The organism is Methanobacterium formicicum DSM 3637 (assembly GCF_000302455.1).
Lineage (GTDB): Archaea > Methanobacteriota > Methanobacteria > Methanobacteriales > Methanobacteriaceae > Methanobacterium > Methanobacterium formicicum_A.
Genome location: NZ_AMPO01000006.1, coordinates 89,418 through 115,406, shown reverse-complemented (window position 1 = coordinate 115,406; position 25,989 = coordinate 89,418). Strand labels below are relative to the sequence as shown.

At 38.7% G+C, this 25,989-nt stretch carries 19 protein-coding genes; 2 read left to right on the top strand and 17 right to left on the bottom strand.

The window, feature by feature from the left end; genetic code table 11:
* Positions 1-61: 61 nt before the first annotated feature.
* From A994_RS07930 to A994_RS07910, 5 genes are all read right to left on the bottom strand, one after another.
* A complete protein-coding gene (locus A994_RS07930; protein WP_004030939.1) occupies positions 62-742 on the bottom strand; it encodes a HisA/HisF family protein in 681 nt (226 codons plus the stop codon).
* A 401-nt stretch (positions 743-1,143) separates the two neighbouring features.
* Complete coding sequence (locus A994_RS07925; protein ID WP_048204160.1) at positions 1,144-1,482, bottom strand: DUF2149 domain-containing protein; 339 nt, start codon at positions 1,480-1,482, stop codon at positions 1,144-1,146.
* Positions 1,448-2,119 (bottom strand): MotA/TolQ/ExbB proton channel family protein, encoded by a 672-nt coding sequence (locus A994_RS07920; RefSeq protein WP_004030937.1) that lies wholly within the window; start codon positions 2,117-2,119, stop codon positions 1,448-1,450. Before A994_RS07920 ends, A994_RS07925 begins: the two co-directional genes overlap by 35 nt.
* Positions 2,120-2,185: 66 nt before the next feature.
* Entirely contained in the window at positions 2,186-2,914 is a 729-nt protein-coding gene (locus A994_RS07915) for a DUF2162 domain-containing protein (RefSeq protein WP_004030936.1), read from the bottom strand.
* A gap of 268 nt (positions 2,915-3,182) precedes the next feature.
* The gene (locus A994_RS07910; RefSeq protein WP_394295005.1) at positions 3,183-7,568 is read right to left on the bottom strand and encodes a cobaltochelatase subunit CobN; all 4,386 of its coding nucleotides are present in this window, start codon (positions 7,566-7,568) and stop codon (positions 3,183-3,185) included.
* 301 nt (positions 7,569-7,869) lie between these two features.
* Between A994_RS07910 and A994_RS07905 the strand changes: the two genes are divergently transcribed.
* Together A994_RS07905 and A994_RS07900 are read left to right on the top strand one after the other, a co-directional pair.
* Positions 7,870-8,745 (top strand): energy-coupling factor transporter transmembrane component T, encoded by an 876-nt coding sequence (locus A994_RS07905; protein ID WP_004030934.1) that lies wholly within the window; start codon positions 7,870-7,872, stop codon positions 8,743-8,745.
* A gap of 136 nt (positions 8,746-8,881) precedes the next feature.
* Complete coding sequence (locus A994_RS07900) at positions 8,882-10,771, top strand: ABC transporter ATP-binding protein (protein ID WP_004030932.1); 1,890 nt, start codon at positions 8,882-8,884, stop codon at positions 10,769-10,771.
* 61 nt (positions 10,772-10,832) lie between these two features.
* Here the strand turns inward: A994_RS07900 and A994_RS07895 are convergent, their stop codons facing one another.
* The 12 genes from A994_RS07895 to A994_RS07840 form a co-directional block, all read right to left on the bottom strand.
* Positions 10,833-12,077 carry a permease gene (locus A994_RS07895; RefSeq protein ID WP_004030930.1) on the bottom strand — a complete coding sequence of 415 codons (1,245 nt, stop codon included), beginning with the start codon at positions 12,075-12,077 and terminating at the stop codon, positions 10,833-10,835.
* A 253-nt stretch (positions 12,078-12,330) separates the two neighbouring features.
* Positions 12,331-12,708, bottom strand: a complete 378-nt coding sequence (locus tag A994_RS07890; protein WP_004030929.1) for a hypothetical protein — start codon at positions 12,706-12,708, stop codon at positions 12,331-12,333.
* 160 nt (positions 12,709-12,868) lie between these two features.
* Entirely contained in the window at positions 12,869-13,060 is a 192-nt protein-coding gene (locus A994_RS07885) for a hypothetical protein (RefSeq protein ID WP_004030928.1), read from the bottom strand.
* A 523-nt stretch (positions 13,061-13,583) separates the two neighbouring features.
* Positions 13,584-15,767 carry a ferrous iron transport protein B gene (feoB, locus tag A994_RS07880; RefSeq protein WP_004030926.1) on the bottom strand — a complete coding sequence of 728 codons (2,184 nt, stop codon included), beginning with the start codon at positions 15,765-15,767 and terminating at the stop codon, positions 13,584-13,586.
* A 20-nt stretch (positions 15,768-15,787) separates the two neighbouring features.
* Positions 15,788-16,009, bottom strand: coding sequence for a FeoA family protein (locus A994_RS07875; protein WP_004030925.1), 222 nt, complete (start codon positions 16,007-16,009; stop codon positions 15,788-15,790).
* A complete protein-coding gene (locus tag A994_RS07870; protein WP_004030923.1) occupies positions 16,009-16,239 on the bottom strand; it encodes a FeoA family protein in 231 nt (76 codons plus the stop codon). Before A994_RS07870 ends, A994_RS07875 begins: the two co-directional genes overlap by 1 nt.
* A gap of 337 nt (positions 16,240-16,576) precedes the next feature.
* A complete protein-coding gene (locus A994_RS07865) occupies positions 16,577-19,330 on the bottom strand; it encodes an FmdE family protein (protein ID WP_004030922.1) in 2,754 nt (917 codons plus the stop codon).
* Positions 19,331-19,766: 436 nt separating this feature from the next.
* Positions 19,767-22,634, bottom strand: coding sequence for an FmdE family protein (locus tag A994_RS07860; protein WP_004030921.1), 2,868 nt, complete (start codon positions 22,632-22,634; stop codon positions 19,767-19,769).
* A 642-nt stretch (positions 22,635-23,276) separates the two neighbouring features.
* On the bottom strand, positions 23,277-23,825 hold the full coding sequence (locus A994_RS07855) for a hypothetical protein (RefSeq protein WP_048204158.1): 549 nt from the start codon (positions 23,823-23,825) through the stop codon (positions 23,277-23,279).
* A gap of 336 nt (positions 23,826-24,161) precedes the next feature.
* Positions 24,162-24,572 carry a nickel-responsive transcriptional regulator NikR gene (gene nikR / locus A994_RS07850; RefSeq protein WP_192812707.1) on the bottom strand — a complete coding sequence of 137 codons (411 nt, stop codon included), beginning with the start codon at positions 24,570-24,572 and terminating at the stop codon, positions 24,162-24,164.
* 179 nt (positions 24,573-24,751) lie between these two features.
* Complete coding sequence (locus A994_RS07845; RefSeq protein WP_004030916.1) at positions 24,752-25,237, bottom strand: hypothetical protein; 486 nt, start codon at positions 25,235-25,237, stop codon at positions 24,752-24,754.
* Between the two features lie 15 nt (positions 25,238-25,252).
* A complete protein-coding gene (locus A994_RS07840; RefSeq protein WP_004030914.1) occupies positions 25,253-25,876 on the bottom strand; it encodes an energy-coupling factor ABC transporter permease in 624 nt (207 codons plus the stop codon).
* Positions 25,877-25,989: the final 113 nt, after the last annotated feature.

Sequence of the window (25,989 nt, the reverse complement as noted above, 5' to 3'; positions counted from 1 at the left end):
TAAGGATTGATTTGGTGAAGTAAGTGATTGATCAGGTACTCTTTAAAAAATCATGTACTCTTTAAAAAAGTTTTATTAGGCCTTTATGGAGTGCAGTGCCAACTAAAACTTTATTCACACCTTTTTTATCCAGCTGGTGCATGTCATCCTCAGTGATGCCCCCGCCTAAAATAATAGAGTTTTCTAGTCCTGTAAATTCATCTATTAATCCCCAGTTAATTCCACCTTCAGTTCCTACCCTGGAGATATCCAGGAGAATTATATGGGATGGTTTTAATTTTTCCAAATTTTCTCTTAAAATGTTAAAATCAAGTTCCATGTATTTGCTTAAAACTTTATTATCCATCACATCAATGCTTAGGATAATTCGTTCCCTATTAACCCTGCAAAATATTTCATGGAGGTCCTCCAAGTTTTTCAGGGTTTCTGTGGCCACTATTACTTTATCTGCAACTTGAAGAGCATCAGATACTGAATCAATATCATTGGCACCACAATCAAGCATCACCGGGATGAACTGGTTGATCTCACTCACTAAATCCCCATTAGAACCTTTCCCTTCAATGGCATCCAGATCGGCAATGTACAATTGTTCTGCTCCTTTGTCCAGAAGAGAACGAGCAATTTTAAAGGGATGAGAAGAAGGGTGGAAAACTGTTTGAAGTGGTTTGTATGTCTTTCTGTTTCCAGATTTTCCAGAAACAGCTATTCCGTCTTTTATATCTAAAACTGGTATTATCAATTAACTTCACCATTACCAACTTATATTGAATCACTTTTATGTTTTACCTTACTTCCTTTACCTTGAAAACATAATCAAAACCATTGCACATGCCTAAAATAATGAATTAGGTTAAAATGAATAAATAAGTTAAAATAATGGATAAATAGATTAAAATGAATAAATAAGTTAAAATAATGGATAAATAGATTAAAATGAATAAATAAGTTAAAATAATGGATAAATAGATTAAAATGAATAAATAAGTTAAAATAATGGATAAATAGATTAATATGAATAAATAGGCGATGTGAATATATTACTTGAGTTAATTAGGATAAATAGTTTAATCAAATAATAGGCAACAATCAATAAAAAAAAATAGAGGAAATCTGGTTGGTGGGAAACTCCCACCAGATAAGTCAACCCTGCACCATGATCAATTTTCCAGTATTGGGATCCTGATAAACCGTTCCTTTCTTAGAGTATCCCTGTCCCGATCCAGACTCTGATTGGGGTGTGTCATTGACTTCACTGCCCTGATTAATTTCAGCCATCTGCTTCATGGCTTCCATGGTCTCTTGACGTTCTTCCTGGGTCATGTTGGCAAAAACCACGTTTTGCATGTTCCAGGACATTACCAGGAATATCAGGAACCCCACTGCCAGTACCAGCATGGCATCCACCAGGTTGGCTGATCCTGCAGATGGGTCTTCTCCCTGACTATCATCCAACATACGACGGTGCTTGCGCCTTACCATGATCCATCACCTCAAGTGCAGCTTCACATAGAGCATCCAGATTGGACAGGTATTCCTCATACCATCGTCTCCTAACCTTGGATATTACATAAGCTATAGCTCCTGCTGCCAGTCCAACAACAGTAGTGTCAAATGCTATTATAATTGCATTGGCCAGAGTGTTAACATCTCCAGAACCCAATGCTGCCAGACCAGGACCCATAGGGATCAAGGTTCCCATCAAACCCAGAGTAGGCCCTAAACGAGTGACAATATCTGTTTTTTCCAGGCTCTTGGCTGCCATAGCCTCTTCCTTTTCAATGAGTTTTCTAGCCAGTGCTTCCCGGGATTTACTACCAAGTTCAGGGTGGGATGCAATTTTGATAATGATGGCTTTATAATTGTTGGGAACGCTACTTTTATCCATTACTTCTTTAATTCCTTCGGATGTTCCGGTATTGGTAAAATCACTGATAATTTTCTCTATTTCATCTGTACTTATTCGTATACGGTTGGTGTACTCTGATATTAAACCACCAAAGCTTATGATTGCATATAGCATGAAGGCTAGAAGCCCTACAATAACCGGTATGAGAAGGCTTTGGGATATAACGTGCAGAGCTGAACTCAACATTTCACTGCCTGGAATCGCTACCATTGAAATCACCTAAAAATTTGAAATTATACTTATTTTTCACTTTTTTCCCTAAATTTACCATTGTTACTATTTTTGATTGGTTGTTGATGATTGATCCAGGAAAGGGCTTCGCTTGCGGGATATGTAGTAACCAGCCACTGCAAGGACAATGATGGTGACCACTGCATAGACAAATGTCCATATATCCGGGATTTCAACTGGGCTCATTTGCTGGGTTAAAACTGTGCTGATGTTGGGAATGACTATGGCAGAGGTTAAAAAGTAGAAACCTGCAAACAACATGAAGTTACCCAAAAGGACAGGATAGGGCTTGTTTAGAGCTTTACCTAATAATCCTGAGATGAGGTAACAAACAGTCATGGTTATCATTAAAAATATCGCAGCGTATTCCCCCACAGCAAATGCAGAAGCACCGATCATTGGTGCGGCAATGATAATTGCTGCCACCGCTGCTCCAAAACAGCAGGGGCATGGTGCAATCATAGCCATGCAGGTGGCGGTGATACTATCCTTTTTGTGTATTTTCCATTCTTTGAGGGTATGGAATCCTGCATAAAGAATGATAACCGCCATTACAATACCTAAGACAGAACTGTAAGAATAGACAAAACCTTGTACCTGATCAATAAAATTACCCGCAATGTAAGTGAGTAACAATATGCCCCCACCATAACCCAAAATTATAGCTGCTGTTACTTTCTTTGAAAGGCCGGCAAAACCCATTGCCAATCCTATTTTTATTCCAAAAACCATTACCACTGAGAGTATTCCCAGTTGCCAGAGTAAATCCATCATTTTTAATCACACATCCTCATTTAACCACAATAAGAATTTAGTCAAATAGCTTATAATATTTTCGATCAGTTAAGTATTATTACTTTCCTGGCAATATCAGGTCTTATAGTAATACATTGAATTAATTTAATACTTATTCAATTGTTTCAGCAGTAATTGTAATACATACTGCACATTCATTGACAATAATTATCCATGATAATTAGAATCCTAAATTTAAAATCATAATTATCTCCCTAAAAAAAGAAGAAAAGGGGGTAAAAATATTTTATTTTTTAAATATCGCTCCCTTGAAGTAACCAAATCCTACCAGGCCTACCAGTATCAACACTCCCACAATAGCAACTATGGGCATGCTGGACTGTGGAGAAGAAGAACTCTTCTGGGATACTTCATATGTTTTGGAAGATCCATCACTGCCAGCAGTTTGGGCAGGTTCAGATGTAGATTGGGATTCAGATGCACCTTGAGCTCCACTTTCTGTGGCGGGTTGACTTCCCGATGAAGCACCAGCAGAAGAGGATGCACCGGGGGATGAAGCTGAACCGGTTGGCTGGGAAGGTGTTCCAGTTGAACCCATGGTCACAGTTTTACCGGTAGCAGCTTCCATAATAGCCACAAATTCCTGAATCTGTTCTGAACTTAGTGTGGACCCAACAACCACATAATTGGTAAATTCCACATTTCCACATGTGTGGTGACAGCAAACAACCCCATAATCACGGATAACTTTCATATAGATATCTTTGAGCTGAGATATAGTTGCTGAATCTGCTTCCCATAATCCTCTTCGGTTAGCTTCCAGTAACCAAGCAGCTGCTGAAGCAAATGCGTAAGGATTGGCATTCAAAAACTTCGCACTAACAACAGAATCAAAGAAGTATGCACTGGCAATTTGATTCCAAATGTTATTGGACACTGCCCCAGGAGTGACTACCGCCCATGCAAATAAATGTGCAATTTCACTGGCAATGTGGTTAGCCCCAGAATAGCCTTCGTTAAGCATACCTTCTCTCCACTTAGGATTTAAAATACGAGTCCAAACTTCAGTGGATAAAAACTGACCAAGAGTCTCAATATGAGGGTTAGATCGGGTATTTGCAATGTAAACATCCACATCCTTACCTGAAAGAGTTTTAGCAGCCAAAGTCATACCACCCAGGAATTGGAAAACGTCATCGTTGTCTAGAAGTCCATAGTTGTTATCTCTAACCATTACAGTTGCATCGACATTTTTTAACTGATTTTTAAAAGCTTCCAAACCATTGATACCATAAACACCACTACCGTAGATGTAAGACATTCTGGAGAGGTAGGTATCCACTAAATCCGCATCATCATCCCATTTAGATGTGGAGGGTATTAGCTGACCAAGTCCAGTTCCATAGGCTTCTGGTGGTGGTCCGAATATTCGTGCTCCCGCCAGAATATCAGCATCGGCAGAACTCATTCCACTCTGGGTGTATTTATTCAGATCTGCCAGGTAATGTTTCCGGACGTAGTTATCTTCAGGGCTTTCCTGCAGATTGGCAACCTGTCGGACTGCCTGATCGAGTATTCCCACCGTGTAGGAGAATGTGTCTCTGAAAAGACCACTGATGGTTATTAAGACATCTACTCGAGGTCGGTTAATGGTTACACCATTTACGTTTAGGGTTAAGTTCTCCAAAGGAGTGACTTTAACTCCAGTGAATTTACCGTATTTATCGTAACTTGGTTCTAACCCCATGTATCGGAGAATCATTGCCAAGCTCTGACCACAGGTTCGCATGGTCTCTGTGGACCAGACCACAATTCCCACAGTTTCAGGGAAACATTTATGTTCAGCATAATAAGCAGCTAACATTTCATCGGCCAGTTTGGAACCAATAACCCATGCAGTTTTGTCTGGTACTGATCGGGGGTCAAAGGAATAGAAATTGGTACCAGTGGGCAGAACATCTTCTGCTCTCCGAATAGGATCACCACCCAATGACGGTGATATATATTCTCCTCGTAGTGCAGCCAGTAAGTTCTGCATTTCATAATTCTGAGCCAATAAATTCCTGAGCATTTCCCGAAATTCATCGTTGTCCCGGTTAGCTGGATCGAAACTCACTATGGATTCCACCATCTGATCCAGAATTTCACCAGAAAGGGCAAGACCGAAGGTGTGCAATCCATAAGGCATGAGTGTTGCTGCAATATCTTCTAGATGATGCTGGATCTCATTTTTGATGGTTGCAAATGGAGTTGTTTCCAGGTTAAGGTTGATATCCTCATTCAAATTCAACTTGGCAATCAAGGCCAGAATTTCATTTTGAAGAATGGATCTTCTTTCTGGATCGCTGGTACTGTCGTAACTGTTCATCAGATCCTGCAGAGTTGCCAGATCACCGTATAGACCAGAAGCAATTAATGGTGCAGTTAAATGGTCAATAATAACTGCGTATCCTCTTCTTTTGGCTTGGGTTCCTTCTCCAGTGTTATCCACAATATAGGGATAAATATTAGGTATGTCTCCCAGGAGGATATCTGGCCAGTCATCTGCACCGAGTCCCACACTTCTACCAGGTAACCATTCCAGTGTTCCGTGTGTTCCCAGGTGTATCACTGCATTGGCCTGCATTGAGTTCTGTAACCACATGTAAAATGCTATGTACTGGTGTGTTGGTGGTAGAGTTGCCGAGTGGGCGATGTCTGTGGAGTTTTCTCCCCAGCCACGCATTGGCTGAGCACCCAGGAATATATTCCCCAACATGATACCAGGAATTACAATGCTTCCATTGTAAACCATCACACTTCCAGGGATAGGACCCCATGCTGCAATGACTTCCTGCTGTAGTTCTTCAGGCAGGGTACTGAACCACTGCATGTATTGTTCTATAGGTATGGTGATGGCACCAGCTTCCACCAGTTTCTGCAGTTCTCCAGGAGCCCAAGAACCAACATTGTTACCCACGGTGGTTAACACATTGATTATGTAATCAACAGAGTACTCATCAGGGATGGTGTAACCTTCTGCTTTTAGAGCTTTGAGTATTTCAGCTATACTGGCCGGAACATTGAGATAGGATGCTTCCACTCCATCTTTTCCACCTGAAAGATTGTAATAGATAATTGCTATTTTTTTCTCCGCATCAGGTAGTGTCTGGAGCTGTGTCCAGTTAAAAACTCGATTGGCCACTCTTTCCACCCTATCGGTTAAAGGTATGTACCTTTTAACACTGATCCCCGTGTAAGGATCTGTTTCGGCTGATACAACTCCTCCCAGCATAATAGGTTCGATCCTTCCCTCCATCTCTGGAAAAGCTACCTGCCAGTAGATCTCACTGGAAAGTCCGGAAGAGTCATTCTCCCAGTTTTCAAGATCAGACGCATAGATCGGTGCAAATATGGGTACACCCAGCTTTTCCAGTAAATCTATACTCTGGTTCAATGATGATACCATGTCACTACTGGTGTAGACCATGGTATAACCAACACATGCCACCATGGCACTTATCCTGGTGTTGTTGCCATCCATGAAGAAGTTGTTGATGGCATTTATTCGTCCGGGATTTCCATTGGTTATAACCAAAATTACGTTGAGCCCCTTTGCTTCCAAGCTTCTCAAGATTGCTTCCAATATAGCACCATTTCCATTGAGGAAAATGGTATTGTAAGCAACCATTCCAATCCAGGGAGCATTTTCATGGTAATGACCACTCTGTTGGGTGTACCAGTTGTAGTAATCACTCCAGCTGGTGTACATGGGTTTCGTAGAATCTGGGTGGTAGATGAACTCGGTGGGATAAATAACTGCACTTAAATCTCTGGATGGATCAACAGCCATTCCCACTCTTTGAAGTGCTTTGAGCTGGAATCTGGCCATGTTTTCTTCACCAGATTGATCCCAGTAGGTTCGTAGCTCTGTATCATTGGAATCTATGGTAGGGTCGTTTATGAATGTAACACCACATTTTATAGCCAGTATGGTGGCGTTTGTACCTGCAATGAGTTCTCTTAATTTGGCCACTGTATCTGTTTCACTTATCATTTGAATTACAATAATGTCTGCCTTGGCAGCCATCTGCCTTATCCTGTTTTCTATATCTGCATCTCCAGAGGTTATTTCCGTGTTGGTGAAATGGTTCAGGTTGAAGTAGTAACCTTCTTCCCTTAATGCCTCGTTGGAGTTAACAAACGTGGGAGAAACATTGGGTGATCCACTTAATATCAAGAGATTGTAAGCTCTTAGAGTTACATTAGCCTGACCATAAAGAGTAGGATCTGTGGAATTTTTGACAAATACCTGTACATTCACACTTTGAGGTACATGTCCCAGGGCACTTATGTTCAGGATGAAACTGGTCAGACTGCTGGCGAAATTAACCCGGTAAAGGTTATTGCCCAGACTGGTTACGGTTACACCATTAACCACGTTCCCGTTACTGTCAGTTACATTAACAGATGGTAACTTATTATCCGCCAGTGCCTCAGGATGCTCCAGGGTTATATTCAGTGTTATCTCGGGGTCAATTACTGTTTCACTGTTATTATAGCTTGAATTTTGAGTATAATTCCCATTGCCCATTACCTCCTGTGAATCTTCTGCTGATACTGCTCCACACAGGAGCAGTGCGAAAACAATTGTCGTTACTAGTAAAATCGTTTGTTTTCTCAAGATTTTCACCTCCTTTTTGTATTTTTTAAGCAAAATTGATTAAATTCAATAATGCTTGAAAGTGATTAAAGTATTCTTTAATATAAATTTTTCCATAATAATTGAAAAAAAATCAAGTAAAGTTTATATAATAGTAAGTCCAAGGAATGGTTGACATCCTATACCTACAATAAAAATATGACACCGGTAGGGTCCAGTAAACCTCCTTAGTTTTCCTAATGGTGTCAAATTAAGGGACCTAAAAACCAGACGGGTCCCTTTAACCCTATTTTAATATAAAAAGAATTCCCACAAACTTTGGGGACAGAAAGTGAAACTAACCATCATCCATCCAGCAGTCTATGTCCTATACTACTTCATCCTGATAATATTCGCATTCTTATACAACGATCCCTACTATCTTATATCATTTTTAATTTTAATCTCAGTTTTAATAGCGTTACAGGGCATCAGCCAGGAATTTAAAAGCATAATCAAGTTCTTCATTCCCATGTCCATTCTGATTATCATCTTGAATCCGTTAACATCCCACGTGGGAACCACCCAGATATATATTGTGGGAAACTTCTCCATCACACTAGAAGCACTGGTTTATGGAATTTTAATGAGTGTTTCCCTGTTAATTATATTGTTAGTATTCTCATCTTACAATCGGGCGGTTTCATATCAGGAAATGCTTTACCTTTTTTCAAAGCGCTTCCCCCATATCTCAATGGTAATCATAATGGCACTACGTTTTGTTCCCCTGTTAAGCTACAGATTAACTGAGGTAAATAAGGTCTCAAGTTTCAATGAAAAGAAAACTACCGATGGAAAAGGTGAATCCCGGATTGAAAAAATTAAAAAAACCGCAAATATGCTGGCAGTAGTTGTTTCATGGTCCCTGGAAGAATCCATGCTCACTGCAAAGTCAATGAAAGCCAGGGGATACGGCATTAAAAGAAGAACCAATTATCTTTCATATAAAATCCAAAGAATCGATTATATCTTTTTTCTATTTATAGGGATCACCGTCATGATAAGCATCTTTGGTCTCCTGGAAGGATACGGTAGAATTGAAGTTTACCCCACCATTAGCTTCAATATTTCAGAAAACGTTCTGAGCATTTACTACCTTGCATTCCTGTTTTTATTGAGTCCAATCATTTATTTAGAACTAAAAGAAAGGCTGTTGTGGCTAGATTAGAACAATGAAAGAACTAATCAAGTAATATGTGATTTTTAAATCTTACTGTCGGATTATTTAAGTTTACCAGTACCTGGAAAAGTTTACCCATACTTGAGAGTTTATCTATACTGAAAATGTTGAGGAGGATTATTAAATGAGTTTAATAAGATTTGAAGATTTCAGTTTCAAATACCCCCATACTGAGAATACACTTTCTGATATCACACTGGATGTGGATGAAGGAGAATTCATTTTACTGTGCGGACCTTCTGGTTCAGGTAAAACAACTCTTTTAGCTAATCTTAAAAATGAAATACGGCCCAAAGGAGACTCAAATGGTATTATTTATTATGATGGAGAAAATATAAAGGATCTAGAAGATGAAAAATCTGCCTCAGAGATTGGATTTCTGTTTCAAAATCCTGAAGATCAAATGGTTTCTGATAATGTTCTCCAGGAAATTGCTTTTCCCCTGGAGAATATGGGCCTATCCACCGGTGAAATTCGAAACAGAGTTGCAGAGATGACTGCATTTTTCGGCCTGGATAAACATCTATATAAAAAGGTCAATGAACTATCTGGAGGTCAAAAACAGCTGGTTAACCTATGTTCACTCCTGGTTTTAAAGCCCAGACTACTCCTTTTAGATGAGCCCACATCACAGCTTGACCCCATCGCTGCCTATGATTTTTTGTCCATTCTCAGAAGGTTGAATGAGGAGTTTTCCATTACCATAATTGCCACGGAACATAAAATAGATAACATGTTTCCTTTTATTGATAAAGCAGTGTTCTTAAGGGATGGAAGTATAAAGTACTGTGATAAACCACGCAGTATATGTTCTGAAGCATGGACAGATAATATTTTCAGTAATTACCTCCCCTATGTAACACGGATAAACTTCCTCCTCCAGTCCAAATATGATTTTTTAGGTGAAATGGATATCCCACTCAATATAAGGGAAGGACGTGCCAATTTAAATCTTTTAAATGATGAATTGAAAAAATCTCAAACATCCCTATACCCCTTAGACGCTACAGTATCTATAAACCCCACAATATCCTCAAATTACGATAAAGATGAAAATGGAAATGAAAACCTGGTTAATTCATCCCAGAATACCCTGATAAGCTGTAAAGATATCTGGTTTGGTTACGTGCCAGAAAATATTGTTCTAAAGGGAATTTCTATGGATATCCACCAGGGAGAATTCATCAGTATACTGGGAGGAAACGGAACCGGTAAAACAACCCTATTACAAATTTTAGCCGGACTTATTAAGGCAAAAAAAGGGAAAGTCAATTATCGAAAAAATTTAAAAATGGGATATGTCCATCAGAACCCCATGATTCATTTCAGGCAGGAAACAGTCATGGAAGAGTTTTCAGAATTCTCCCCAGAAATTACCCAAATCCATCAATCTGGGAATAAAAAAAGAGATAATCATGAAAAGGGATTTAAAATCTTTAAATCAATTTTTAAATCCAGAAAAACGAATGATTCCACGATAACAGCCTCGAACAATACCCGTTCTAAATCTTTAAATTCAAGCCCCAGTGTCCTCTTTGAAGATGAAAAAATACGATTTGAAGATGAAAAAAACCTCTTTGAAAATGAAAAATTGAAACTGATTGAACTTTTCGGATTGTCCCATCTTCTGGATAAACATCCTTACGATTGTAGTGGAGGCGAACAACAAAAAATAGCCATTGTAAAAGCGCTGTTAACACGCCCAGATATTCTGTTTTTGGATGAACCAACCAAAGGTATTGACCCGGTTAGTAAGTTACATCTTGCGGATTTAATGAAAAACTTACAAAACAACGGTTTAACCATTGTGATGACCACTCATGATATTGATTTTGCAGCAGAATACTCTAAAAGATGTATGCTGCTCTTTGATGGAGGAATACAGGTTGATGATTATCCCCGGGCAATTTTTTCCAATAATAATTTTTATACCACCTTCGTAAACAGGATGGTTAAGGATTACCTGCCAGATGGCATTACCATGAGCGATGTGAAGAAGGAATGGGTAATCTGAGAATTCTATTTTTTTAACTTATTTTTCGTGATTTTTAACTAATTCTCGGGGTAATTGTAACTCATTTTTCATGATTTTCAACTAATCTTCGAGGTAATATCCAGCTGCGGTAGATACCATAAACCAGTAGCGCCATCAGTAAGAATGCAGATAGGAGTTTAGCTGAAAAAGGGATGAACCCGGTGTAAGCATTAAGTTCACTGACTGTGACTGCGTTGAGGAAAAAATCACTGAATAGATTGACAGCGTAACCCACAATAAGGGACACAACCACAATGGACGCTAAGTAGATGGTGAAAAATCTTTTTTTGAATTTAGCCAGTATCATGGACAATGCTGCCATGTTGGTGGCGGGACCAGCATAGATAAAAACCAGTATGCTTCCTGGTGTGAATCCCATGAATATGAAGGCCAGTGCAAGGGGAATGGAAGCTGTGGGGCAGACATATATTGGAATAGCTACCAAGAGGAGTATAAAAAGGGATAAAACTGGATCAGATGCAAAGGTCCTTAAAAAATCCCAGGGCATGCCCATACTCATCAGGGTACCCATCAATGCAGCGAAAAGAAGTCCTATTAAAAGAGATGTGGAAACTTCTGAAAATGTGTCTTTAAATGAGTACCTAAAAACTTCCTTAAGTTTATCATATATTTCATCTGCCCTATCAGTGGTTTCATCTGCCCTATCTCTGGGCTCAGAATGTTCCTCTTCCGAATGATTATAATTATCAGTAACAGTATCTGCAAAGTCAAAGAGTTCCGGGTTACAACCACCGCAGTGTCCACCATCCCAGCTGTCAACAGTACAATGTGAATTATTTGAATTTTTAAAACTACCCGACTCTGTTTGAGGATTATTTTCGGTTAAAATTACCTTATTCGTTGCTTGGCCATCATCTCCAAATAAGTGTACCAGAATCCCAGCAGTTACTCCAGAAATTGCTGCTACAACTGGACGCATTAAAGTTAAAGGAAGACCCAGAAAGGAGTAAGAGGGCACAATGGAACTTACACTAAAACCGGATGTTGAAACCAAAAATGCTGCCGAAACTGAATCCCGGATCCCCTTATCTTTTAGGGCTATGGCTGCTGGTACAATTCCACAGGCACAGATAGGGAGAGGTAAACCAATAAGAATCCCCTTTAATATTCCACCTATAGTTGAATTACCTACTAATTTCCCCAGTAAATGAGAAGGAAGGAGAATGTGAATAAATCCTGCTAGTAAGAATCCTAACAAAATGAAAAATGAATTTTCAATGAGTATCTGGTAAAAAAATTGCAGGAAATTGACAATGAAACTCATAAATTTCACCTTTAGCCATAAAAATGTAGATTAAACTTTAAAATTACATATTTTAACCAGGTGCATGTGGGATGGATGCTTGATGGATTCAAAACACATTACTTGTAAAAGATTAAGCTTTAGTTACTCTACCTTAGTTTGTGATTAAACTTAATGAGTTATTAAAATGGTTACTAAACTAATTGCTTATTAAAATAGTTATTAAACTTAATGGGCATTAAATGTTAATGCATTCTTGTTAAAACAAAAAAAATTAGGAATGACATTTGAAATCTTCCCCTGGATTCCATTGGTTATCTGAATATTTCCAGGTTCCATTCCACATTTTATCGTTGACTGAGGCAGATACAAAAGCTTCATCTTTTGATTTGAAGACTATAGAAGTCCAGATGAGTGATTGGTCGGTTATGTTCTCTTTTTCCGCAACATATGTTTTTACTATCCCATCCAACTGATTAAAGAGTTTACTCTCTTCAGTGGAGTTTATTCCAATATAACAGTCTGTGCAGTTTACACAGTTGGAACAGTCCGCCCCTATTCCAGTTAAGGAACTAAAAATGGTAGAAAATACCATCAATCCGATTATTAATATAACTGCTATTAATACAATTTCCTTTTTCTTAATGACCATGCTACTTCCTTGTTAAAATTGTGGTAAAAACTTAATGGATTAGTGGAAGAAAATCAGTACACCAACAAATTAAATAAGTTTAATCTAACCAATTTTCAGAGATTATGGGATGATTTAGCATCAATGATTTAAACACCCCATTCTAGTTAACCTCAATCATTTATTTATGATTGGAAGGTTTAAACAATGAAGATATGAATTTAAATACATTGGATTCGCTTTTTCTCTCAGGTAAATGTTCAAAGCCACAGTTAGGGCATCTAATCATTTTACAGTTATGTGTGAGACATCCCTGGCAGGTGGCTGTTTTTTCATTTTCATCAAATACATGACCACAAATTTTGCATTTCATATATAACTCCTAAAAGATCCTCAAATTCGGGACCCAATTTTATACTAAAAATGATCAATCCATATTAGAATATTTAAATAAATCCATTTCAGGATATTTAAATTACTTGATATTTGATAAATCACTTAATATGTTTTAATAAAATCAATTAGGGGGTAACTAAGAGATTTTTACTTTGGCAGAGGATGATATATAACAGAACCCCCTAATTGTTAATTATTTAACTATAAATATGAAAAAAGGGTTTTTATTTAATCCTTTTTCCATCATTTATTTATCATTCAATCATTTTTCTTATCAGAGTCTCCATCTGGAGACTCAAGCTTTTCTTCATTAAGCTTCTTACCACTAATTCCACACCTTGAGCTCATTAAATCACCTCCTTCAAGTTGATTCTTGATTTTTTTCACTGTAATTCATCAAAAAATTTTATTCAAATATTCAGCAGTTTACCATATTAGAATCCCAGAGCATCCACTCTAAAATCCAGAAACATTCCATTTAATCCCCGGAACATTCCATTCTAAAATCCCAGGAGCATTCCTCCCTGGTAAACCACAAATGAAACTGCATAAGCCACCACAAAGGTGTACACTGCAGCAAATGCTGGCCATTTCCATGAGTTGGTTTCACGTCTTATGGTGGCTAAGGTAGCCATACAGGGTATGTAAAGGAGTATGAATACCATGTAGGCATAGGCAGATAGGGGAGTGAATAATTCCTGCATCACTGCAACAAAACCTGGATCTTCTTCCGGTGATTTTTCTTCGGCGTTAGATGCATCAGCAGATGATCCTTCTACAGGGGTTCCATTTGATACCTGTTCTGTCTGAGCTACTCCATTAGAAGATGTTGTTTCATTAGAAGATGTTTCTCCACTATTTGTTGCATCTGCCCCACCATCTTCACCCACTCCATAGAGGATACCAAATGTACTTACCACCACCTCTTTGGCCAGGAATCCATAGATTACAGCTACTGTGGCCTGCCATTCCCCAAATCCGAGGGGTGCAAATACCGGGGCCAGGGTGGTTCCTATCTGTCCGGTGATACTGTCCTGGGATGCATATTCCACTCCCACTGGGAGGCTACTGAGGGCCCAGATCACTACCGATAGTGCTAATATTATGGTACCGGCCTTCTTCAGGAAGAGTGCTCCTCTTTCCCACATGTGGATGAGGGCACCCTTGACTGTGGGCATTCTGTAGGGAGGTAGTTCCATTACAAATGGTGCTGACATTCCTTTGAACAGGGTTTTCTTGAATATGGCAGCCATTATAATTGCCACCACTATTCCCAAAAGGTACAGGGAGAATATAACCCATCCCTGGTATGCTGAGAAAAATGCAGCTACAATCAGTGCATAAACCGGTAACCGGGCACTGCAGGACATGAAGGGAACAATTAACATGGTCAGTAGTCGATCTCTCTCATTTTCCAGGGTTCTGGTGGCCATTATTCCAGGTACTGCACATCCAAAACCGAGTATCATGGGTATGAATGATTTCCCATGGAGACCAACCAGTTTGTGCATGAAACGGTCCATTACAAATGCAGCTCTGGCCAGGTATCCACTGTCTTCCAGGACACTGAGTACTAAAAACAGTATGAAGATTATGGGTACGAAAACCAGTACACCACCCACACCACCGATTATTCCATCAACAATGAATGATGTCAGGAATCCTTCACCCATATTAGCAGCTACTGTTTCTCCCAGCCAGCCAAAAGCGGTTTCAATATAGCCCCCCAGGGGGTCACCCAGAGTGAAGGTTATCTGGAAAGTGAGCCACATTATAAGGAGGAATATTGGTATTCCTAAATATTTATGAGTCACGATCCGGTCAATCATGTCGGATCGGGTGACTTTATCGATTTTAGGTTTTTTTACTGATTCAGAGACCAGTCCGGCTATGAAACCATACCGGGCATCGGTAATGGCTGCATCTGCATCATCACCAAAAACATCATTGAAATGTTTTTGCATCTTTTTAACGTTCTGAAGTACTCTTTGACCTTTTCCAGAATCTTCAATTTTCTTCGTGATTTCTGGATCATCTTCCAGTAATTTAAGAGCTATCCAGCTTGAAGGCGCATTTAAAACAGATAGTTTCTCATCGGTAGAGAGGTCCTGGTCAATGATTTCCTGGATTTGCTGGATATGCTCTGAAACCTCGTTTCCATATTCCAGTCTGCCCAGTACAATATTTGGTGATTTTGAAACTTTTACTATGGATTTGAGGAGTTCTTCACCCCCGGTTTCATCCACTGCTTCAATTTCAATCACCGGAACTCCTAAAAGCTCTGATAACTGTTTTTTGTTGATTTTAAGTCCTTTATCCCGGGCAAATTTGTTCATGTTAAGTGCTAAAACTAGGTTAGCACCTAATTCCATCATTTGAACAGTTAAATAAAGATTTCTTTCTATGTTGGCTGCATCAATAACATTAACAATAACATCTGGCTTTTCATCCACAATATAATCCCTGGAAACCACTTCCTCCACTGAATAGGCAGTTAAACTGTAGTTACCTGGAAGGTCAACCACTTCCATTTCATACTGGTTGTACTTGAAGGTTCCTTCCTTTTTTTCCACGGTTTTACCGGGCCAGTTACCTACGTGCTGCCGCATTCCAGTCCAGCGGTTGAAGAGGGTGCTTTTACCCACGTTGGGGTTTCCTGCCAGGGCTATTTTTAGTTTTTCCATTTTCACTACCTTTTATTTATTCAACTGGCTTCGACCATTATCTTCTGTGCCTGTCCTCGCCCCAGTATGAGGCGGGAACCCTTAACATCCACGATTAATGGCCCAGGGATGTCATTTTTTACTACTTTGATCTGGGAATCTTTGTATATTCCCATTTCCCGGAGTTTTTTTTCGAACTTGCCCCCGTGCCATACCTGGACGATTTTCAGGTTTTCATTTTCTGAGGCCATTGCTAAACTCATCATTGTATCTCAATCTCGATTTTTTTGGCATCTTCCTTTCTGAGGGAAAGTGAATAGCCCTTGATTTTAACTTCAATTGGATCTCCCAGGGGTGCTACTCTTTCTACTTTAATATCAGAGCCCCTTACAAGACCCATTTCCATTAAATGCTTTCTTACTTCACCTTTACCTTTGAAGGATGTTATTTTTCCAGTTTCGCCTTGTTTAAGATTGTTTAACGATTTTATCATGGTTAATTTGCCTCCCTATTTTTTTGGTTAACCCCTATTTTTGTGACTAAAAAAGTCAGAGTTAGGTTAGCCTAATTTTCTTAGGTATACCTAACTTTTTTATCATTTATAAATATTTCGATTATGATCCATTATAAGTCCATTATCATATCCCCTTTCAACTAAGGCTTATCATTTTAAAAAACAGCAAAAAAACAGCGGAAATATGAGTTCTAATTTGATTAAAATATAAAAATGTTGATTTAATAGAGTGTATAGGGAGTATTAAAGATTATAAAAAAATTCAATCACACTTTAAAAAAGAAAAAAGAAAAAGGGGAAAAATTGTTTTTATTAACTAGAACTTACCACCTTTGTAGAAGAATCCGACTCCACCTAATGCCAGAACAGCTATCACTCCAACAACGGCATAAAGCCCCCATGGAGTTCCTTCTGAACCTTGTGCACCAGCTTGAGTGACTTCATAGGCTTTTGCTTCACCAGGTTGAGCTCCAACAGAACCACTGGTTGAGTTAGTCACAGTAGCTGCACTAACATTAACCCCAGAAGTGTTAGACCCATTGGATGATCCCAATAAGGAACTACCAATTCCAGTAGTTGAGCCAACTAAAGATCCAGAATTTGTTCCTGTGGGAGTTGAACCTCCAGGTGTCTGAGAACCTCTCATCAAACTAATTAATTCAGCTTGGGTACGTTGAGGTACAGCACTATGAATGTAGCTCAGGGAATCACCGTATTCTCCACCTCCAGATATGATCATCTGCCATTCTTCTTCAGTTACAAATGTATCTGCAGTCAGAGATATTGATGGTCCAGAAATTAGGTTTGGTATACTCGCTAACTCCTCTTGACACTCAGGTGAGTTCCAGTCGTCGTATTTTTGTAGAATTTTGTATACTCTTATGTAGTTATCATAATTGTTACCATCTGAAAATTTAGGGGCAACTAAATTAATGATAGCTACTCTTCTGGTGTTGGTTTTACTGTCATAAACGCTGATTATTCCAACTTCACTACCTGCTGATTTCATTCTCTGGTTATAGTAAGTTCCATCTCCTGCAGATACTCCTAAGAGATATGATAAAATATCATCTCTACAGATGTCATTGGTAGATATGTAGGTGTACTGTTCATCTGCAGTTATTGGGAAGTTGTCATAGACGTAGTCAGTGATTAAGTATCCAGTTGTACTACCTCCACAAACGTGATTGTGCCATAACCATGCCATTAAAACATCGTATGGTGGGTCGTAAGGGATTACCTGATCTATGATACATCCAGCTTTGTCTTTAGCTTCCAGTATTCCTGTTGTTGAATTGTACCAAATAGTTTTAGTGATGACAGTTCCATTATATTCCAGACTGAACTGGAAGTACAGGTCGTTGAATCTTGCATTATGTACCGGCAGTAAGGTTGCTCTGGAAAGTCGGGAACCTAAGACATTATAGATTCCATCAAAAGTCATATCCATTACTTGGCCATTGACACGTACGTAACCTGCAGAAGTGAAGACTGTAAGATTATAGTCATCTTTCTCCAAATTAATGCCATCTGCTGCGAATAATGCAATAGCCATGTTTGCAGCGTCTTCTCCGATCTGTTTGATCTGATCCTGAGTCAAGTTTCCAGTTGTGTAGTTTGTGGCAACTCTCTGGTTTGCTACATTGGTTAAATTCAGGCCCAGTATGTAGTCCATGTCAAGCCCTAAAGCATCACATACAACATTTTTAGAGTCAACTCCTCCAGTTAGGTTGTTGTGAATTTGTGGGGTTATGTTTTCAAAGACGTACATTATCTCCACCAGGGAGTCAGGGTCATTTTCTAATTTATTGACTAACCATGCGTTGAACGCTAATTCACCAGCAATACCTGTGTATGCATTGTTACCTGTTTGTTGTTTGTATAACTGAAGTACAGCTTCTTCATTGAATCGCATTATGATGAGTGTTCCAGTATTGGTGGAATCGCACCATCGGATGAATCCAATCATGTTGTCAGCAGCACCTGAACCACTAGTTTCATATCCCACCCAAGAACGTTTTCCCGGGGTTAAATCTAAGGAATAGATTATTGCATCATCATCTGAGTTACCAGGTACACTGATAGCCCTGTAACTTGTTGCTTCAAGTTCTCCGGAATTACCATATACTCCAGGAGGGTAGTATTTCAGTAGAAGGCTGACCATGGCCTGTCCACTGATAGTTCCCAGACATACGTGACCGTGGTATGCGGCCTGTCTCAGGATGTCGGTGGAGAGCCCTTCCTTCCAGGCGTTTGCCAGACTGACATATCCAAATGCATGTTCACCTAGGGTTGGCGATACGGTGTTTTCCCATAATGCCTGATCAATGGCAGAGAAAGTTCCGAAGTATGCAGGGGTTAATGTACCGTTTTTGAAGAAAGCTGCAGTGAGTTCATTACCATTTCTTACAATGAAACAGAAATCCAGAGGGTCTGTTCTAATTGACTGGAATGTCAGCAGGTTTCCCTGACCATAACTTATTTCACCATGCGAACCGTTTAAAATTCCTTCCAAACAGTCTTCAGTAGTGGTACCATTATGATAAGCTAGTCCTGCTGTAGTTATACATAGAACATCGTCTGCTGTTGCAAAGTGTAGTAAGTTGTCTGCAGCTGCGGTGACATTGCGGCCAATTTTATAGCTATCAGTGGCTTGCATGTCAAAATCTGCAGTTCCAATAAACTCTGGATCGGTACCTGCTTGATTAACCGCTACCTGTTGAGTTTGGGCTATGTAACCTGGAGCTCTGACTATCACATTAAACAGGGTCCCGTTGGTAACATTCGCATATGTGAAGTTCAACTTGTAGAGTGTGTCTGAGTACTTTGTCTTGTCAAAAGTTACATTATTGTTATTGGAATCTGTTACTGCAATTTCAGGGTTAATCTTATCATCTGCATACTCGTATCCTACATCCACCCATAAAATGGGGTCAACAGGTTCAGAAGCATTAACATCAGAAAGATTACCTTCACCTCCAGTAGTAGATGAATCCGTAGCAGAAACTGCTCCACAAAGAATCAGTGCCATCATAGTCGCTATTACTAGTATTACTCCTTGTTTTCTCATCTTTTCACCTCCTTTTTCATTTTTAGTTTTGTTTGAACAGATATTCAATCGAATATATATTCATCACGACGTTATATCGTAGTAATACAATATATAAGCTTTGTGTTATTACTTAATAGCCCCATATAGGATTAATAGTAATAAAAAAAAATATGTTAATAAAAAAATAAGGATTTTTGCAGGTTTTTTAATACAATTAAAACATGATAATTATGAGATAAACAATATTAAAAGAACAGATGAAAAATGTTTATCCAAAACAATTAATTTCTAAATAGTTTAATTGTAAAAAAAACCTAAAATAGCCAAATAAACAAAAAAAACCATATAAAAAGAGTGATATTCAAAAAAGAATGCCATTTTTTATTAATCATTGTTAAAATACAAATACAGTATGAATTATCTAAAAAAGAAAAAAAAGAAAGGGAATGGTTTTTTATCGACCGAACTTACCACCTTTGTAGAAGAATCCGACTCCACCTAATGCTAGGACAGCTATCACTCCAACAATGGCATAAAGCCCCCATGGAGTTCCTTCTGAACCTTGTGCACCAGCTTGAGTGACTTCGTAGGCTTTTGCATCACCGGGTTGAGTTCCAACAGAACCACTGGTTGAGTTAGTCACAGTAGCTGCACTGACATTAACACTTGAAACATTAGCCCCATTGGATGATCCAAGTAAACCAGTTCCGCTTCCATTGGAGGAACTGATTAATCCAGTTCCTGGGGAGGAAGATCCAGTTCCGGATGGATTCGAACCACTGGCAAACCATCTTCTGGCAGTTTGTTGTGAATTTTCACCGTTTTCCCCTCCCTGTTGAAGAGTTGTAAATTGACTTCTTGACACGGTTCCCAAATACGTTGAAGTAGTTTGCTGATTATTTCTAACTCTGGGGTTGGGTATTCCATTGTACATGTCTATATAGGCCTGTATCTGGGCTTCTCGTTTAGCTTCGCTGGTTGTGAGATCAGACACATCAATATCAGCCCAGCTAAATGTGATTATGTATACTTTGCCCGTATTGGTATTGTTGTCCCATACTACCAGAATTCCTTCTTCAGTTCCGCCAGGTATCAGGTCTGAATCAACTTCATCATTGGGCAGTCTCTGGTTCATGTAGGTTCCCATTCCTGGAGAAACACCTAATAAATATATTAGACTGTCATCTTTGCAGTAGATACTGTTAGCTATGTAGTTGTAACTTTGACCTTCACTTAGTGGTATGTTGTTGAAGATGTAGTCAGTTATGAAGAATCCTGGCTGTACTCCTGGGCAGGCATGGTCATGGAACAAGAATGTTACTAACTGGTCAAATTTTGGGTTATTCCTCCATGCGTTGGCAATACTCTGTATATTAAAGAAGTTTCCATCTGGGAATACTTTGTTTAGATTGTTCAGTTGTGTTTTGTTGTTTAAAGCTGCGGGTCCTATATCATTTACTTTGTTCCCATCACTACCGTTTGTTACTATCCATTGTTTGGTTACTGGATCGTATCTCATGTAGAGTGCATTGAGGGTTGTTCCATTTGCATCACGAAGGGCAAATGTGTACCATAATGGTTTCCATAATCCCATGTGTATTGGTAGTAAAGTAGATCTGCTTAGTCGTGAGCCCAGAACTTCGAATATTCCATCCCAGGTTGCTTCGGTGGATTGACCATTTAAGTAAACGTATCCAGCAGACGTTAGAACCGCTAAGTCAGCATCGTCTTTTTCAAGGTCTATTCCAAGTTGATCTTTGAATATCTGTTTTGCTAGATTAGCTGCGTCAATACCTATCTGTTTTAACTGATCGTAGGTTAATTCTGTAGCACTAGTGGTACTTGCAGTTGCTCTGGTTGCGTTGGTTAAGTTCAGACTGTTAATGTATGCCATGTCTAATCCGTGAGCATCCTGAGCAGGTATGCGGACTGTTCCATTTGAGTTGGTAATGTTGGTTGCTGTTCCCAAGATGTAGTAGTACTGTTCTTCAGTGAGTCCTGTTTTTTCAGTTATGAACTCAACCAGTTGTTCGGGGTTAGTTTTAAGTTTGCCCAGTATCCATGTGTTGAATTTTAACTCCGCTAAGTCATTGTTTAGAGTTATTCCTGTTTCCTGTTCGAACTGTTGTCTGTTTTCTGCACGTTTGAACCTCATGATTATGAGTTCTCCAGTGTTGGTGTTACTGTACCATCGAATGAAACCTACCATGTTGCTAGTAGCTCCTGTAGGGGTGGTGTCATATCCAGTGTAACCACCTTTTCCAGCTGTGGCATCGAGGAAATACATTGCTGCATCATCATCTGAGTCACCTGGAACTCCTATAACTTTGTATGAGGTTATATCACCAGGAGAACCGGATCCTCCTGCCGTTTCCTGTATTGGAGGATAGTATTTAAGTAGTGCCTGAGTGATGGTGTATCCACTTATGGTTCCTTGACACACGTGACCGTGGAAGGCTGCTTCTCTCAACAGGTCTGATGGAGCTCCTGCATTCCAAGCGTTTGCAAGGCTGGCAAAGGAAAATGCATTTTCCCCACCTACAGATGCAATTAATTTGTTCCAATCTGCGGCTGACATATTTTCAGAGATGGTGCCCATGTAAACCGGGGTTGCAGTTCCATTCCTGAAACAGATTGCAATTAAGGAAGTTCCTCTTTTAACTATAAATGCAAAGTCCACAGGATCTACTGCAGTTTGCCTGAGCATTAACAGGTTACCTTTACCATAGGATACAAGGCCGTTTGAACCATTTAAAATACCTTCAATACAGTCTTCACTGGTACCTCCATTGAGTTGAGGTACACCTGCAGTGGTTATGGCTAAAACAGCGTCAGCAGTTGAAAAGTTCAGCTGTTGGTTTGCTGTGGAAGTTACTTCACGACCCAGTTTGTAGTTTTCAGTGGCCTTCATGTCAAAATTTAGATTTCCAATAAAATCTGGATCCGTGCCAGCCTGATAAACAGTCACCTGCTTTTTCTGGGTAATGTAACCCGGAGCACTAACCATTACATTAAACATGGTTCCATTGGTAACACCTGCATAGGTGAAGTTCAATCGGTAGAGTGTGTCTGAGTACCTTGTCTTGTCAAAAGCTACACTGTTATTATTGGAATCAGTAACTTTAATTTCTGGAGTTATGTTATCATTTGCATACTCGTAACCAACATTCACCCAGAGGATGGGATCGACATTACCCGAAGAATTAACATCAGAAATATTGCCCTCACCCCCAGTAGTAGATGAATCTGTAGCTGATACAGCTCCACATAGAATTACTGCCATCAAAGTTGCTATTACAAGTATTACTCCTTGTTTTCTCATCTTTTCACCTCCTTTTTATTTTACTTGAACACCTATTCAATCGAATATATGTTCATCGGCATTATATCGTTATAATACTATATATAATATTTATGTTATTACATTAGGTTAAATAAATGAAAAATCGTAATAATAAATATTTTATTAATAAAATTATGTTGATTTAGGCAGTTATAATGATACTAAAACATCTTCAATTAATCCTCCCACTGACAAATATAAACTCGTTTCAAGCGAAAAGAAGATATTAAATACAATATTTATGATTAGGACTTGCTCATTGAAGAAAATATAAAAATTTAGAAGTTAGTTTGAAAATATAGTAATAACCACATTGTTTTTAAATCTAAAAAATAAATTCTTTTCCTAAAGAGTATCTAATTTTTGAGGAAGGCTGCTTAATAGCATCGAATGATTTTAGGTGATGATATTGTAACCACATTGTAGGATCGGGATTCCATCTAATTTGGCAGCCAAATCAAGAACCTGATCTTTGCGACATCTCATCGATGAGTTGCCCTTGGAAAAGAACCCAACTCCATAAAGCTATAACCTATACACTTTCCACCATATATCTTAGCTTTTGGTTAACATGAATCATCATGGCAGATAAAAAAGATAAAAAAATAAAATGATTAATCTTTATTTTCTAAACATGTTTCCCCTGTAATAGAATCCAGCAGCACCTATGGCCAGAACAGAAATAATTCCCCCCACAGCATAAGCACCCCATGGTGTGCCACTGGAGCTTGGAGTTCCTACTTTGGAAGATTCATCAGATTTCCCATTATCATCAGTTGAAGTCCCTGATTCTGTTGTGGCAGTATTTGGAGAATTATTAATTGCATTATCAGTAGATGAACCCGTTGATCCAGTTGAATCCGAGGAGGGAGATGAACCTGTGGATGCAGATGAACCTGTGGAAGTTCCCTGAGATGAATCACCGCCTTGAACATTCGAATCCCCTTGGGAAGAAGTATGTATCCCATTTATATATTCTTGAACATTACTTGATCCACTGCCTCCAGCCAAAAGGTTATTCCACTCTTCTTCAGTAACCCAATCATCTCCAGTTATCCCTGTTGGTATATCTGGTTGATATGTCTCTGGTTGATATTGATACATAGCTGAAGCATTCCCACAGAAAATCACAGCCAATAAAACCACCAATACAATTACTCCTTTTTTCATCACATTTTCACCTTCTTATACAAGCTTATGAGAAATATAAAGACACTGAGACTAATCTTAGTAATAACATATATATTATTATTGTTATATTAAAAAATCCATAACATATAAATAATATTAATGGACCAGATAATAAGACATAATGCATATGTTCTTTTAAAGCAATTGAACTCTTTAAACTCGCATAATAGCCAAATAATCATGAAAAATGAAGATTAAACTAAATTCAGTTACTAAAAAAGAAAAAATTATTTTAGAGGATATTCCTTTCATCAACACTGCCTAAATTAGAATTAAACTAACAAGAATATTATATCAAATTTACTAGTTTACATCTTAGTGAGAACTTGATTTACTGACTGTAATGGTCAGTTTAACATGTTCAACACCTTTAAGTCTTTTAATTTTTTCTGTTAGGTCACGGATGTGTTTCACATCTCCCTTTACTACTATAATTTCCTGGCAGTATTTTTCACCTATTTCAGTACGCATAACTGCAGTTATCTGCTTTCTGAAATCATGCTGGATATCTGCAAGATCTTTCAGGACATCGGTGTAATGGTATTCAAATATAACCGCTATAGTGCCCATTCTTTCTCCTTCCATCTCCTGCATCCACTGGTAACGTATTATGTAATCCTCCAGAGCATCTCTGATTCCCTTAGACCTTGAATTATAACCTCTATCCCGTAGAACTTCATCGAATTCTCCAAGCAACTTTCGAGGTAAAGACATACTAATTCTCATCACTTATTAATCCCCCTGAATAATTAAATTGAATGTTAATAAGTTTTCAGATTCTTATTTCATAGAAAATTGGTTAATCTTGAGCTAATTAATGGAAAGGTTCCCTTAACTCTTTTTGGAGTCAAAGGATACCTATATCTCAAGAGAAAAATCTTACACTGAAAATAGGAAATTCCAGTTTAAACCAATTTCCTCTTCATCCACACAGCACCTATTCCCAATCCAAATACCAATCCAATTAACAGGCCAGATAAAAGTGGGGTTAAAAAGCCAGCACTGTTTGCTCCTGAAACATTTAACTTGGTTAAACCCTGTTGGATTGCATTTTGATTGGCATCCACCACAATAATTCGACTTGAAACTTCGGGATGTTGACCTATAAACTGTTGAACAGTGTCGGTGTAAGCAACTGCCAGAATTTTCTTATTTGAATTTTCAAGGGCGTGTTCCAGTTCATGGGTCACATCATCGGCTGATGCAAACTTGTAAACTGTGACATTCACCCCCATCTGATCCACTACAGATTTGGCCAGTTTTCCAGTGGAGTTATCCGCTATGATAATGTTTGACTCATTGGTGGTTACATGTACCCCATGGGCACTCACTGGCACCATGAATGCAGCAAGTATCAGGATTAAAATTCCTATTTGTTTTAGATTAATCATCACAATAACCCCACTTTATATTTGTTCCACCTTTGCCAGTTCCGGTTTTAGTTTAAATATGGACAGGATTATGAATACATTGATAATGCCCTCAATAACACCCACAAAGAGATAGAATGGCACTAGTGTGGCCATTAAAACCTCAAGGGTGGCAACACCCGCAATCAGCAATATTATGATCTGAGTTATGGTGGCCATAATTATTCCCATGAAGGTTCCTGAGAAAATACTCAACCGATCATCCAGTTCTTTCGTGAATTGGTAGAAGTAATAGGTTGAAAAACTCATCACTATCCCCATGGTCACCACATTAGCACCTAAAGAGGTTATACCCCCCATTCCCAGGAATAAGAACTGTACTATGAAACACAAAAATGCTACTGTAACCCCACTCAAAGGGCCTAGTAAAATTACCACTAAGGGTATTACGAATAAGTGTATTGGAATCCCGAATGGTGAGGGTATGGAAATTGAGGATACAACAACAGTTACCGCTGCAAGAATTGCTGTGTTGACGAGAATTTTCCCTTTATCCTCAGTTTTAGAAAGTTTATACATGTATATTGCCAGTACGGCAATGGTAATAATCCAGTAGATTGCAGCCTGCCATAACGGTATCAGGCCATCAGATAAATGCAAATTTATAACCTCCTTCAATCATTTTTTTGTTATTGAAATTTTTAGATAAAAAGAACTAATAACAATCTAAAATGCAAATTTAAACCTAATTTTCTCCCAAATAAAGTTTTTAA